This is a genomic window from Bacteroides sp. An51A (genome assembly GCF_002161565.1).
Classification (GTDB): Bacteria; Bacteroidota; Bacteroidia; order Bacteroidales; family Bacteroidaceae; genus Phocaeicola; species Phocaeicola intestinalis.
This window is the reverse complement of sequence record NZ_NFIC01000009.1, coordinates 70,080-84,454: the sequence shown is the minus strand read 5'-3', so window position 1 is coordinate 84,454 and position 14,375 is coordinate 70,080. Positions and strand designations below refer to the sequence as shown.

Annotated in this window: 16 protein-coding genes; 12 read left to right on the top strand and 4 right to left on the bottom strand. The window is 46.6% G+C overall.

The annotated features are described in order from the left end of the window. Positions 1–93 precede the first annotated feature (93 nt). The 7 genes from mce to B5G04_RS16540 all read left to right on the top strand — a co-directional run bounded on the left by mce (position 94) and on the right by B5G04_RS16540 (position 6,594). On the top strand, positions 94–498 hold the full coding sequence (gene mce / locus B5G04_RS16570; protein ID WP_013618834.1) for a methylmalonyl-CoA epimerase: 405 nt from the start codon (positions 94–96) through the stop codon (positions 496–498). A 113-nt stretch (positions 499–611) separates the two neighbouring features. Continuing rightward, the gene (locus B5G04_RS16565) at positions 612–2,165 is read left to right on the top strand and encodes an acyl-CoA carboxylase subunit beta (RefSeq protein ID WP_087207801.1); all 1,554 of its coding nucleotides are present in this window, start codon (positions 612–614) and stop codon (positions 2,163–2,165) included. A gap of 138 nt (positions 2,166–2,303) precedes the next feature. Further along, complete coding sequence (locus B5G04_RS16560; protein ID WP_022039470.1) at positions 2,304–3,233, top strand: OadG family transporter subunit; 930 nt, start codon at positions 2,304–2,306, stop codon at positions 3,231–3,233. A 21-nt stretch (positions 3,234–3,254) separates the two neighbouring features. Next, entirely contained in the window at positions 3,255–3,683 is a 429-nt protein-coding gene (locus B5G04_RS16555) for a biotin/lipoyl-containing protein (RefSeq protein ID WP_022039469.1), read from the top strand. Positions 3,684–3,685: 2 nt separating this feature from the next. After that, positions 3,686–4,846 (top strand): sodium ion-translocating decarboxylase subunit beta, encoded by a 1,161-nt coding sequence (locus tag B5G04_RS16550; protein ID WP_013618830.1) that lies wholly within the window; start codon positions 3,686–3,688, stop codon positions 4,844–4,846. 230 nt (positions 4,847–5,076) lie between these two features. Continuing rightward, entirely contained in the window at positions 5,077–5,331 is a 255-nt protein-coding gene (locus B5G04_RS16545; RefSeq protein WP_022039468.1) for a cyclomaltodextrinase C-terminal domain-containing protein, read from the top strand. Positions 5,332–6,099: 768 nt separating this feature from the next. Further along, positions 6,100–6,594, top strand: a complete 495-nt coding sequence (locus B5G04_RS16540; protein WP_204247029.1) for a GNAT family protein — start codon at positions 6,100–6,102, stop codon at positions 6,592–6,594. A 262-nt stretch (positions 6,595–6,856) separates the two neighbouring features. On the opposite strand, the gene B5G04_RS16535 is transcribed toward B5G04_RS16540, so the two are convergent. The 3 genes from B5G04_RS16535 to B5G04_RS16525 form a co-directional block, all read right to left on the bottom strand. Beyond that, positions 6,857–7,369, bottom strand: a complete 513-nt coding sequence (locus tag B5G04_RS16535) for a hypothetical protein (RefSeq protein ID WP_022039466.1) — start codon at positions 7,367–7,369, stop codon at positions 6,857–6,859. Between the two features lie 178 nt (positions 7,370–7,547). Next, positions 7,548–8,726, bottom strand: a complete 1,179-nt coding sequence (locus B5G04_RS16530) for a MalY/PatB family protein (protein ID WP_087398077.1) — start codon at positions 8,724–8,726, stop codon at positions 7,548–7,550. Positions 8,727–8,822: 96 nt separating this feature from the next. Then, a complete protein-coding gene (locus B5G04_RS16525) occupies positions 8,823–9,386 on the bottom strand; it encodes a DapH/DapD/GlmU-related protein (RefSeq protein ID WP_022039464.1) in 564 nt (187 codons plus the stop codon). A gap of 162 nt (positions 9,387–9,548) precedes the next feature. Here B5G04_RS16525 and B5G04_RS16520 point away from each other — a divergent pair, with 162 nt between their 5' ends. The 5 genes from B5G04_RS16520 to bla all read left to right on the top strand — a co-directional run bounded on the left by B5G04_RS16520 (position 9,549) and on the right by bla (position 13,442). Next, a complete protein-coding gene (locus B5G04_RS16520; RefSeq protein ID WP_022039463.1) occupies positions 9,549–10,925 on the top strand; it encodes an NAD(P)/FAD-dependent oxidoreductase in 1,377 nt (458 codons plus the stop codon). Positions 10,926–11,113: 188 nt separating this feature from the next. After that, positions 11,114–11,590, top strand: a complete 477-nt coding sequence (locus tag B5G04_RS16515) for a GNAT family N-acetyltransferase (protein WP_022039462.1) — start codon at positions 11,114–11,116, stop codon at positions 11,588–11,590. A 10-nt stretch (positions 11,591–11,600) separates the two neighbouring features. Continuing rightward, the gene (locus B5G04_RS16510; RefSeq protein ID WP_022039461.1) at positions 11,601–11,981 is read left to right on the top strand and encodes a hypothetical protein; all 381 of its coding nucleotides are present in this window, start codon (positions 11,601–11,603) and stop codon (positions 11,979–11,981) included. After that, positions 11,978–12,526: a hypothetical protein gene (locus B5G04_RS16505; RefSeq protein WP_087207809.1), complete on the top strand. Its 549-nt coding sequence runs from the start codon at positions 11,978–11,980 to the stop codon at positions 12,524–12,526. The genes B5G04_RS16510 and B5G04_RS16505 overlap by 4 nt, the downstream gene beginning before the upstream one ends. 31 nt (positions 12,527–12,557) lie before the next feature. Further along, positions 12,558–13,442, top strand: a complete 885-nt coding sequence (gene bla, locus B5G04_RS16500; RefSeq protein WP_239414131.1) for a class A beta-lactamase — start codon at positions 12,558–12,560, stop codon at positions 13,440–13,442. Here bla and B5G04_RS16495 read toward each other — a convergent pair. Continuing rightward, positions 13,413–14,363: a DMT family transporter gene (locus B5G04_RS16495; protein WP_087249950.1), complete on the bottom strand. Its 951-nt coding sequence runs from the start codon at positions 14,361–14,363 to the stop codon at positions 13,413–13,415. The two genes, bla and B5G04_RS16495, sit on opposite strands and share 30 nt — an antisense overlap. Positions 14,364–14,375: the final 12 nt, after the last annotated feature.

The window sequence follows — 14,375 nt, the reverse complement described above, 5'->3', positions numbered from 1 at the left end:
AGAAAGATTTCGTTTTTCAGCACATTTTTCTTTTCTTTGTGCAATCAATGCGAATAAATTAAAGAATTTAATACTTTATAAAAAACAACATTTATGAAAATTTCCCACATCGAACACTTGGGCATTGCTGTAAAAAGCATCGAAGAAGCCCTTCCGTATTACGAAAAAGTTCTCGGACTGACCTGCTACAACATAGAGACTGTAGAAGACCAAAAAGTAAAGACCGCTTTCTTGAAATGCGGAGACACCAAAATCGAATTGTTGGAACCGACTAGTCCCGACAGTACCATCGCCAGTTTTATTGAAAAGCGAGGCATGGGCATCCATCACCTTGCATTCGCCATCGAAGACGGAGTGGCAAACGCCTTGGCAGAAGCCGAAGGAGCGGGCATACGACTGATTGACAAGGCACCTCGCAAAGGGGCGGAAAACCTGCAGATTGCTTTCCTGCATCCGAAATCGACGATGGGTGTACTGACTGAATTGTGTGAAAAATAATATTATAGGTACTAGTTGACTAGGTACTAGGCGACTAGGTTCTGAATACATCAGTAAAACAATTTAAAACCTAGCTCCTAGACAACTAAAATCAAACACTAAAACTTAATGCCATGAGTAACCAACTTGAAAAAGTAAAAGAACTGATCGAGCTGCGTGCCCAAGCCCGTCTGGGAGGCGGCGAGAAAGCGATTGAGAAACAACACGCAAAAGGGAAATATACAGCACGCGAACGCATTTCCATGCTGCTCGACGAAGGCAGTTTCGAAGAAATGGACATGTTCGTGAAACACCGTTGCACCAACTTCGGCATGGACAAGAAACAATACTTGGGCGACGGCGTAGTAACCGGATACGGAACCATCGAGGGACGGCTGGTGTATGTCTTTGCACAAGACTTTACCGTATCGGCAGGCTCGCTGTCGGAAACCATGTCGCAAAAGATTTGCAAGGTGATGGATATGGCGATGAAGATGGGCGCACCCGTCATCGGGCTGAACGACTCGGGAGGCGCACGCATCCAGGAAGGCATTAACGCGCTGGCAGGATATGCCGAGATATTCCAGCGCAACATTCTGGCATCCGGCGTAGTTCCGCAAATCTCCGGCATCTTCGGTCCCTGCGCGGGAGGAGCCGTTTACTCTCCTGCCCTGACCGACTTCACCCTGATGATGGAAGGAACGTCGTACATGTTCCTCACCGGGCCGAAAGTAGTGAAGACCGTTACCGGCGAAGACGTGACTCAGGAAAACTTAGGAGGCGCCAGCGTGCACTCTACCCGCTCGGGCGTAACACACTTTACCGCCGCCACTGAAGAAGAAGGATTGGCCCTTATACGCAAGCTTCTGAGCTACATTCCCCAAAACAACCTTGAAGAACCGCCTTACGTGGACTGTACCGACCCGATAGACCGGTTGGAAGACTCATTAAATGAAATCGTCCCCGACAGCCCCAACAAGCCTTACGACATGTATGAGGTAATCGGAGCCATTGTCGACAACGGCGAGTTTCTGGAAGTGCAACGCGACTTCGCCAAAAACATCATCATCGGTTTCGCCCGCTTCAACGGACAGTCGGTGGGCATCGTAGCCAACCAACCCAAATTCCTTGCAGGCGTGCTCGACTGCAACTCCTCACGCAAGGGCGCACGCTTCGTCCGCTTCTGCGACGCGTTCAATATTCCTATCGTATCGTTGGTCGACGTTCCGGGATTCCTTCCGGGAACGGGGCAAGAATACAATGCCGTCATCCTGCACGGTGCCAAGCTGTTGTATGCATACGGCGAAGCCACAGTGCCTAAAGTAACCGTCACCCTGCGCAAGTCGTATGGAGGTTCGCACATCGTGATGAGTTGCAAGCAGTTGCGTGGCGACATGAACTATGCATGGCCTACTGCCGAAATCGCCGTAATGGGTGGAGCCGGAGCCGTAGAAGTTCTCTATGCCAAGGAAGCCAAGGAAGCTGCCGACCCGAAAGCCTTTATGGCAGAGAAGGAAGCCGAATATACCAAGTTGTTTGCCAACCCATACAATGCGGCGAAGTACGGGTATATCGACGATGTCATCGAACCGCGCAACACACGTTTCCGCATCATCCGTGCCCTGCAGCAATTGCAAACCAAGAAGCAGACCAATCCGGCAAAGAAACACGGGAACATTCCTTTGTAAATGAGTTTATAAGTTTTTGAGCTTTTAAGTTTTTGAGTTCTTGAGTTTCTCAACTTACAAACTTAAAAACTTAAAGACTCAAGAACTTACAAACTCAAGAACTTAAGAACTTAAAAACTCAAAAAAACGCGTTTAATTATGAATAAATATATAGCCGGAATATTTTTTACATCCGCCCTGCTGGGAGCATTCAGTTCGTGCACCACGCCGGAAGCCAAGAGTAAAATCGTCATCAACGAAGTGCTGGTAGACAATCAGGAAAACTTTCAGGACGATTACGGCGTGCATAGCGGATGGGTGGAAATATTCAACACCTCTTACAACAGTGTCAACCTTGCCGGATGCTACCTGAAAGTAAGCAGCGAGCCAGGCGACACCCTCTCTTATTTCATTCCGAAGGGCGACGTGCTGACCGCCATCAGCCCGCGCCAGCATGCGTTGTTCTGGGCAGACGGAGCACCGCGCCGAGGCACCTTCCATACCAATTTCGTACTGAGCAAGACGAAAGACAACTGGATAGGGCTGTACGACTCGGGCAAAAAGCTGCTGGACGAAATCGTGGTGCCGGCAGGAGTCCTGAAGACAGACCAGTCGTATGCACGGATAAGCGACGGATCAGACGAATGGGAAGTGAAGGATGACAGCGAAACCAAATACGTCACTCCCAGCACGAACAACCAGACGCTGGAAGGGAACCCGAAGATGGACAAGTTCGAACAGCACGACTCGGCAGGATTCGGCATGACCATCACCGCCATGAGCGTAGTCTTCATCGGGCTTATCCTGCTGTACGTCAGCTTCCGGATTATCGGGAAAATCGCCGTCAAGCTGCGCAAGCGCAACGCCATGAAGGCACACAACATCACCGACAAGCAGGAAGCCAAGGAACGCCGGCTGGGCGAAGCGCCGGGCGACGTGATAGCCGCCATTGCCATGGCGCTGCATGAAGCGCAGGGAAGCGACCACGACGTGGAAGAAACCATCCTGACCATCAGCCGTGTGAAACGGAGCTACTCGCCGTGGAGCTCGAAGATTTATACACTGCGCGAAAATCCTCACAAGAAATAACCCTCTAACGAATAGATAACCATGAAAGAATATAGATACAAAATCAACGGAAACTTATACAAAGTGACCGTAGGAGACATCGAAGAAAACAACGTACACGTAGAAGTAAACGGTACGCCCTACACCGTAGAACTGGAGAAGCCTGCAACCCCGAAAATCAAGCCGGTCATCCGCACGGCTTCCACCACGCCTGCCGCTCCTCCTCCTGCCGTAACCCGCCCCACAGTGTCGCAAGGCAAGTCGGGCATAAAATCTCCGCTGCCCGGAGTCATCCTCGATATCAAGGTAAAGGAAGGCGACACGGTGAAACGCGGACAGACCCTGCTGATACTGGAAGCCATGAAAATGGAAAACGACATCAAGTCGGACCGCGACGGCAAAGTGACTGCCATCAACGTGAGCAAAGGAGAATCTATTCTTGAAGGTACAGACCTTATAATCATCGAATAACTATGGGAGAATTCATCAATTTCTTACAGAGCAACCTGGCTGATTTCTGGACGTATACCGGCTTCTACAATGCCACTTACCAGCATTTCATCATGATAGCCGTCGGTATATTCTTCATTTATCTTGCCGTGGCAAAGGAATTCGAGCCGATGCTGCTGATTCCTATCGGATTCGGTATGCTGATAGGCAACATTCCGTTCAATATGGAAGCCGGACTGCAAGTCGGCATCTACGAACAGGGTTCGGTACTCAACATCTTATACCAAGGCGTGACATCGGGCTGGTATCCGCCGCTCATTTTCCTCGGCATCGGCGCCATGACCGACTTCTCGGCACTGATTTCCAATCCGAAGCTGATGCTTATCGGGGCGGCAGCCCAATTCGGTATCTTCGGTGCCTACATGATTGCCCTCGAATGGGGATTCGACCCCATGCAGGCAGCCGCTATCGGCATCATCGGTGGCGCAGACGGCCCCACTGCCATCTTCCTTTCATCGAAGCTGGCGCCCAACCTGATGGGAGCCATCGCCGTGTCTGCCTACTCCTACATGGCACTGGTGCCGGTTATCCAACCGCCCATCATGCGCCTGCTCACCACCAAGAAAGAGCGTCTCATCCGCATGAAAGCCCCGCGTGCCGTGTCGCATACCGAAAAGGTCCTGTTCCCGATTATGGGTCTGCTGCTGACCTGCTTCCTGGTGCCTTCGGGTCTTCCCCTGCTGGGCATGCTCTTCTTCGGCAACCTGCTGAAGGAAAGCGGCGTGACACGCCGTCTGGCAGAAACTGCACGCGGACCGCTGATTGATACCATCACCATCTTGCTGGGACTGACCGTAGGTGCCTCTACGCAGGCTTCGGAATTCATCACCTGGGATTCACTGAAGATTTTCGGGCTGGGTGCCTTGTCCTTCGTGATAGCCACCGCATCGGGAGTGCTCTTCGTCAAGATATTCAACCTGGTATTGAAGAAAGACAACAAGATTAATCCACTTATCGGAAATGCCGGCGTATCTGCCGTGCCCGACTCGGCACGCATCTCGCAAATCGTAGGCGCAGAATACGACCCGACCAATTACCTGCTGATGCACGCCATGGGCCCGAACGTAGCCGGCGTCATCGGTTCTGCCGTAGCGGCAGGTATCTTGCTGGGATTCTTAATATAAATGAAGTAACGAAGTATCAGTTGACAAGGAGACAAGGCTTTAGAAAACATTCCATTCGAAAAACTATTTAAAACCTTGTCCACCTTGTCAACTGAGACCTCGTCACCTTGTCAAAAACTTGATTTATATCATAAAAACCGCATAAAACCTGCAATTTTAACCCTTTTCTTTCCGCTTGTTTAGAATGAAAACTCTACCTTTGGAGTGCAAAACTAAAACTAAACAAGAATATGTCAGAAAACAAAACTGTAAAGTATCACATTCCCGAACAAGGAATCTACGTGTACGCCCGTACCAGTGAAGGCAAAACAGAAATGATTATCTTGAATAGTACTAACAAAGAGCAAGTTCTGCCGTGCCAACACTACAATGCTTTAACTCGCGATTCTAAAGGAGGAACAATCCTCACTTCCGGTAAAAAAGTGGATTTCACTAAAAATCTTATCATACCAGCAAATCAATCGCTAATTATTGAGTTCAAGTAAAGGACGTTAAAGCTTATTTATTACATACCAACAAAAAAGGTGGAGCATCAGTTTTGTTTCACCTTTTTTGTAGTACGCTCGGCATGAGCATTGTCTAACGGGTGTAAGTCCCGAGTGAGCCCTAATAGCGGGAATCACATAGCCCAAGGCAAGGGTGTCCATCGCGAGGTGGAATCTGAAGGAAGCCGGCGGCAAACATCTGGTCTAACGAACAGAAACTTCATACAAGGCATTTGACCGTGGGTAAGGTTTCTACACAAACCAAAGCCCGATAGCTATTCGGAACGGTCGGTGTAAATGAAGTAGGCATAAGATGGAAAGACAATGCCCTTATCCGAGGAGGTCTCACGGACGCATGGCGAAGACGTACCCATTCGATGTGCCCTGACGGAGTAAAGCTTGCCGTGAGAAGTCAGCAGAGGTTATAGTACCTAAGACACGTGTGTCTATGGGGAAGGACCGAATCGCGCAGTGCAATAGTAAATGACTGCTACCCTTGAGACTCTTTTGTAGTCAGATGTCCGAAAGGAGCTTCCCTACTCACCACGATAGGACGGAATCCGACAATAGAGTAGGAGTGACGCTAGTCCGAGGGATGGCTGAAAACAACTTGCCACACATCGTGAGATGAGAAAGCGCGAAACCGCCGTATGCGGAACCGCTTGTACGGTGGTGTGGGAGGTCGGTAAATGTGAAAGTAGGAGGCAAATGCCTTTCTATGATTAGCATTTACCTCCTACCCGATTTTTACCAAAGCCACTTTACAATATGATACAGACCATACGCCCCGCCATCTTTACCGATATAGACCGCCTGATGGAAATATTTGATACAGCCAGGCACTTTATGACGAGTACCGGAAACCCCAACCAATGGATAAACGGATATCCGCAACGTGAACTGGTTGCTGAAGAAATCAACCAAGGTAATTGTTATGTTTGTGAAAACGAAGAGAATGTCCTTGTCGGTACTTTCTGTTTTGTTCCCAGTCCGGACCCCAACTATGCACATATCGAAAACGGGAAGTGGCTGAATGACGAACCTTACTATGTCATCCATCGTCTGGCATCCGATGGCAGCGAAAAAGGTATCTTTTCCGCCTGCCTTGACTGGTGTACCGCCCGTGCATCCCAACTACGTGCCGACACTCATGCCGACAATAAAGTGATGCAACATCTGTTGGAAAAGCACGGTTTTGTTCGTTGTGGCATTATTTATGTATCCAATGGTACACCACGTATTGCCTACCAACGGAAAGGGTAATTAATGTGCTAATGTAATAATATGAAAATGTGCCAATGTGAAAATGAATTAGCACACTAACTCATTATTACATTAGCACATTTTCATATTTGCACATTATTATAGTAAAACAAAATTGGTTTGCGAAAAATTCTTGATGTATTGTCATCCTGAACGAATGTGAAGGATCTCGTGTACATCCACGTGGGCGCATCCGAGATGCTTCACTTCGTTCAGCATGACAAATGATTTTTCGCAATTTATTTCTGATTGACTATAAAAATCACTTCTGAATCAGATAACGGATGAAAGCATAACCTCCGAATACTTGCAACAACATGCCCGGAATACCTATACGGAAATCCTGAACGGCAGCATAAAAGCCATCGGCAAAGAATGCCCATTCGCCTAACGTACCTACCACCTGATAGAATAAAACTACAGCCAATAGAGCCAGAACCGATACTTTCTGGAAACGATGAGCCATGAATCCGGCACCTGCAGCCAGCAAGACAGATTTCAGCAAAATGGCAGGAAGTACCGCAAGAGCAGGCATACCGAACAATGCCGAATTAATCAATGGCGAAGCGATAGCGGTAAGCAAACCTACCTTCCATCCATATTTATATGCCCCTACCAAGGTAAAGAAATAAATCGGCAACCACGTCATTCCTCCTTGTGGAGCCAAATGAAAAAGCTGAGGCAAAGCAATATTGCCTGCCACGAAAAGCAAAGCCGCAAGATACGTCTTCGAATTCGAATACGATAACGAATAAAGTTTTACTACAGATTCCATAACACTTTAATTTTAATAATTAAATAAATATTCAGGTTTAGAATGTCCGTAATCAGCCTCCCATAATGATGTGCCAAATGAATATATACTTACTTTGCCATTGCAGTTATCTGAAATGGCTTATGAAGTTATCTTCGTTTTCTGTAGGCATGGTATAGTTGAATATGGACATCCATTTTCAGTTTTTCTTCACCTTCTTTTCTACAAAACAGCTAAAACGCCGCAACCCTTCTTCTACCCTGCTGCGCGGACAAGCCAAGTTCCAACGCATAAAGCCTTCACCCGCTTCTCCGTACATCGTACCGGCATTGAGCCACAGCTTTTCCTCGTCCAACAACTGCGTTTCTATTTCTTCTGCATTCAGTGCAAGCACTGAGCAATCCATCCATGCTAAATACGTCCCTTCCAGTTTTATCAACGGGAACTGTGGAAGACGCTCGTTACAGAAATGCTGCATATACTGATAATTGCCTGCAATGTATGCATTCAACTGTTTCAACCATTCAGCTCCTTCTTCACTATAGGCAGCTATCAACGCCGCTACTCCGAACGGATTTACATCACATACCTCATTAATATTGATAGCACGGTCTACTTTCTTACGAAGCTCTTCACTCCACAATACAATGTTGGCAATTTGCAAACCAGCCAGATTGAATGCCTTACTGGGAGATATGCAGGTAGCCGAATGTTGCAGGAATTTCTCGCCCAATGACGCGAAAGGCGTATAGACATATCCCGGCATGACCAGTTCGCAATGTATTTCGTCAGCCACGACAAACACATCGTGACGGAAGCAGATCTCTCCCATACAGCACAACTCTTCGGGTGTCCATACCCGCCCGGCAGGATTATGCGGATTACATAACAGAAAAAGTTTAACCTTCGGGTCGGAAACCTTTTCTTCCAAGTCGGCATAATCAACACGGTATGTATCTCCTTCACGCAACAAAGGACTTGTCACGATTTCACACCCATTGTTGCGAATGGAAGAAAAGAAACAATTGTATACAGGTGTCTGTACCACGACTTTATCTCCCGGACAAGTCATTGCCTTGATAATGGCAGACAATGCTGGAACGACCCCGATGGTATATTGTATCCATTCACGGTCAATGCTCCATCCATGTTGCCTGGAAAACCAACGGATAATGGCTTCGTAATATGTATCAGGCACCTTTGTATAGCCGAAAATACCGTGCGCCACCCGCTTTTGCAATGCTTCGATAATAACTGGAACCGTCTGGAAATCCATATCAGCCACCCACATTGGAAGCACATCCTCTCCAACAGCCGAATCCCACTTATATGAACCGGTATGACGGCGGTCGGTTAATTCATCGAAATTGTATTTCATTGTCTTCAGTTGTTTTTTCAGTTACAAAGATAGGCAGTTCCATCCATATCCTTGTATCCTGTTTACAGATAATACTACCCATTTTACATAAATTTATCAGTCTATCCTGCGAATCACTTTCGCCGGCACTCCACCAACAATAGTATTGGCTGGTACATCCTTGGTCACCACTGCACCGGCAGCCACGACCGCATTGTCACCGATAGTCACCCCCTGCAAAATCGTGGCATTCGAACCTACCCACACATTCTTACCCAACACGATAGAGGCAGGATAAGTGTTTTTCCTGTCTGTCGGAGCAATGCCATGATTCAGTGTAGCAAATACCACATTATGCCCTATCTGACATCCATCGCCCAACGTTACGCCACCATGATCCTGAAAATGGCAACAGGCATTGATAAACACATGTTTGCCGATAGTTATATTTTTCCCGAAATCAGTATAAAAAGGAGGAAATACCCGTAAAGTCGGATCGACAGGTTTTCCAAACAACTCGGATAATAATGCCCGTACTTCGTCAGGCGTATGATAAGCTGCATTCAGACGAAAGGTCACTTTACGCGCTTCGTCACTCATTTCATCCATAAAGCGGCCGATTTCTTCCGTTGCCAATGCTTTACCGGTCTTTACATAAGCCAAAAAGTCTTCCAATTCCATAAGTTTACCTGTATTTTGTTCTACAAATGCAAAAGTAATGAAATATCAAATACCGGATTGTATACGAATTACAGAAATTTTTCTCTAATTTACCGCCAAACATATGTTTAAATCCTGATAAAGTTGTAACTTTGCACCAGCTTTACACAAAAACAAAATGATATGAGTTTCAACATTGAAAGAGAAAAAGGTAAAAAGAGAGTTGTCATTGTAGGAGGAGGATTTGGAGGCCTCAAACTAGCAGACAAGTTGTCTAAATCCAATTTCCAGGTAATCCTGATTGACAAAAACAATTATCACCAGTTTCCGCCACTCATTTACCAGGTGGCATCTGCCGGCATTGAGCCGAGTTCTATCTCGTTTCCTTTCCGGAAAATATTCGGGAAAAAATCTCATGTAAATTACCGTATGGCGGAAGCCCGGCTGATTTTTCCTGAAAAGAACATCCTGCAGACTTCTATCGGTAAAGTAGAATACGATTACTTGATTCTGGCTGCTGGAACCACTTCCAACTTCTTCGGGAACCAGAACATTGAAAAAGAGGCCATTCCGATGAAGACTCTACAAGAAGCAATGGGATTACGCAATGCCCTACTGGGCAACTTTGAACGAAGCGTGACTTGCGCTACCGAACAAGAACGCAGAGAATTGTTGAATATCGTTATTGTCGGTGGAGGAGCTACCGGTGTGGAAATAGCTGGAGCATTGGCTGAAATGAAACGGTATGTGCTTCCGAAAGACTATCCGGACATGAACGAAAACCTGCTGCAAATCTATTTGATAGAGGCAGGCAGCCGCCTGCTGTCGGGTATGGCTCCCGTATCTTCGCAAAAATCGGCAGAATTCTTGCGTGAAATGGGCATCAACGTATGGCTGGACAAAAAAGTGCTGGACTACCGTGACCACAAGGTTATTCTGGAAGATGGGACACAAATACCTACCCGTACTTTCATTTGGGTAAGTGGTGTACGTGCCAATGCTATCGGCAATATGCCATCCAGTTCCATCGGACGCGGAGGACGCATCAAAGTAAATCAATATAATAAAGTTGACGGTTTCGACAACATATTCTGCATCGGCGACCAATGTATCATGAACGGCGACAAGGACTATCCTTACGGACATCCGCAACTTGCACAAGTAGCCATCCAACAAGGAAGCCTGCTGGCTGAAAACCTGATTCGCCTGCAGAAAGGAAAAGCCATGAAGCCTTTCCATTACCGCAACCTGGGAAGCATGGCTACCGTAGGCCGCAACAAGGCTGTAGCCGAATTCAGTTCCTTGAAGACCCAAGGTTGGATAGCCTGGTTCTTGTGGCTGGTAGTCCACCTGCGTTCCATCTTAGGAGTACGAAACAAAATCAATGTCCTGCTCAACTGGATGTGGAGCTACATGACCTATGACCATTCACTCCGCCTGATTCTTTATCCGCGCAAAGCTCAAGAAGTCATTGAGCGTGAAAAACGTGAAGCCGAGACCCACTGGGGAGAAGACGAAATGCAACAAAACGCAACTGACGAAAAAAGCCAGTCCAAATAATAAACCAAGGTACAGGAATCAAATATTGATACCCCAACCATTAAACTTGAAACAGACTTGTCTTTCCAAACAGGGAAACCTCGGAAACGACGAGCCTGTTTCGGATAATTATTTATCTTTACACAGTCAGGAACCGATACACTTTATCAGCCAGACATCCTCAAACATTATCCTATATAGTTGAATGCATGAAAACAACTTACCCAACCCGAACAGTCACGATAAACGACATAGACGAACTGCGCAATCTGTTCCGCTCTACAATACAGGCTGTAAACATTCAGAATTACACACCTGCAGAAATAGAAGACTGGGCATCATGCGGTGACAGTACAATCCACTGGAAAAATCTGCTATCCACACTCTATTTCCTTGCAGCATTAGATAGTGAAGGACGTATCATTGGCTTCGCTTCTATTCGGGCTGATGGCTATCTGCACTCAATGTTTGTTCACAAGGATTGGCAAAGAAAAGGCATAGCATCCCAGCTCCTGTCAGAAATAGAAGCCTATGCATGCCGTTTCGGTATAACACAAATCACGTCAGAAGTCAGCATTACGGCACGTCCTTTTTTTGAAAAACAAGGCTATAGTGTGGAAAAAAGCCAAAAGAAACGTGCCAAACGGTTGGAAATGATAAACTATGTAATGAAAAAAGAACTATAAAGACCTCTATATGCGAATTTTAAAATCATTGCTTGTTTGGCTTTGCTTCATTCCTGCCGCCATTCTCAATGGTGGTGTACGGCAGTATTGCCTGCATCCCTTGTTGCATCAATGGGCCTTGCCCGTAAGCGGTGTTCTGTTAAGCGGACTTATCATTCTCTTGACATGGCTACTATTACCTCGCGTTGGCATATTGAATCAAAAAGAACGTTATGCCATTGCTTGCCTATGGACGGTCTTGACTATCACTTTCGAACTTATATTCGGAACAAGTACCGGACAAACTTTCCATGAATTGGTATCGGCATACAATCCGATGACAGGTAATTTATGGATACTTGTCGTACTGAGTACTGCCCTTTCACCTGTTATCATAAAAAAAAGTATATGAATTACACCTTAACCATCCTCCGGCAAAGGCTTTCCGGCAAAATTCATGAAAATGATATCCTGGAAATCTGCCATGCCACCCAAGGTACAGATGGCAATGCAGCAAAACTTACACTTTACCGTCTCTTGTTCGACAACAATAAACGGATAGCCGAAAATGCTGCATGGATATTTACACACTTCGATTTACATAATAACGAATGGCTGTATGACAAACAGAATGAACTAATAAACGAAACACTGCATACTGCCAGCAATACAAAACGCCGTCTACTGCTGACGTTGCTGCTGCGGCAACCCTTTCCTCCCGAAAACCTCCGCACTGATTTCCTTGATTTCTGTTTCTCGCAGATGCTCAGTCCCCAAACAGCCATCAGTATCAAATCTCTGTGCATGAAACTGACCTACGAACAGTGTAAACATTTTCCGGAATTACGAACAGAATTACGTACGACACTGGAAATGATGGAACCAGACTTTTTACCTGCCGGAGTACGTACTTCACGGAAGAACCTGTTGAAGATACTGCAAAAAGAAAGCAACTGACAAAATTTTCACCCAAATTCGAACTTTACAAATGATGAAACTACTCCTTTTAATTATACTCTATACCTTTTGCACATTATCCTCGCAAGCCACTCATCCACTGCAAGAACAAATCCAACAAATCACAGCAAACACAGATGCACACGTGGGTGTAGCACTCATTATCGATGGAAAAGACACCATAACAATAAACAACGATGACCGCTATCCGCTAATGAGCGTAATGAAATATCACCAGGCACTCGCCGTGGCACATTACCTGGACAAGCACCACCTGCCCCTTTCTACCTCTGTCTTCATCCGCAAAGAAGACTTACGACCCGATACTTACAGCCCGTTGCGCGACCGTTATCCGGAAGGGAACATCAGTTTGCCAATCAGCAAATTGCTCACTTATACCCTCCAGTTGAGCGATAACAATGCCTGCGACATTCTGTTCGACTACATAGGCGGTACGGAAGAAACAGACAAGTATCTCCGCACTATCGGATGCGACCAGTTCGCCGTTACAGCCACCGAAGACGACATGCACAAAAATCTGGCTCTATGTTATAATAACTGGAGCACACCACTCTCTACCGCCCGGCTGATGGACAGATTGGCTGCCGAAACTTTGCCGATTGATACCTCATATACCCACTTTATCCGCGAAACCTTACTTGACTGCCAGACAGGAAAGGCACGTCTGCCCTTCCCTTTACAAGGCACCGAAACACGTATCGGACATAAAACCGGCACCTCCGACCAAAACGAACAAGGCGAATGGATAGGAATCAACGATGCCGGTTTCATCCTGCTTCCCAACGGCAAAAGATATACCCTTGTCGTATTCGTGAAGCATTCCAAGCTAAGTTTCGAAGCTACAGAGAGAGTGATAGCCGATATATCAGCGGTTGTCTTCCGTACCCTTCACTGACGCCTCATGAGCCTCCAGCTCGGCACGCGAACGGCTCATTGTCACCAAATAGACACCGCCGAATATCAATAAGATGGAAACTCCTTTTACCCAGTTGAAAGAATCCATTCCCCAGCAAATTGCCACGATGCATGCTACAACAGGCTGTACATAATTGTACATGCCTGCCACTGTAGGACGCAAGTTCTTCTGTCCCACTACCACCAGGATGTAACATAAGAATGTACTCCCTACCACGATGAAGGCAAGCGAACCGATTTCCATCAAGCTCAGCCCAGCCCAGCCCGCGGCAAGCAAATCATTGTACGAAAACGGAAGCAGACAGATGAAAGCATACGTAAACATCCATTTCATCAGCGTGAAAACCGAATACTTGCCTACGAAATTCTTGAACAGCACCAAATATAATGCATAACTCAACTGTGCCATCAATACCAACAAATCACCCCAGATGCTCTTGTCGCCCGATACAGTTGAAGACGTCCCTGCATGTGAACTGCCCATGATTAGCAACAACGCTCCTGTAGCACCGAAAGCAATACCCAGCACCTTTTTCCCTGTAATCGGCTCTTTCAGAAAAATAGCAGCAAGCACCATCGCCCACAGCGGCATGCTGGTAGTGATAATGGAAGCATCGGCAGGCGAAGTAAGCCCTACCCCGAAGATGAAACATCCTTGATTGAACACAATGGCAAGCAACGAAGCCACAAACAGCTTTGCCAAATCCTTATGTCCCACATGCTCCGGTTTGCGAAAAAATGAAACAATCCAAAACAATACCATCGCGCCAAACACGCGCAAGTCTGTCACTACCAACGGTGTAACCAGTCCACCCAACATAACAAGTTTTGCCAGTGGCGACATCAGCCCCCACATGGCATTGGCACAAAGCATCGCTCCGTGTCCTTTTAGTTTTTGCATTTCCATAACAAC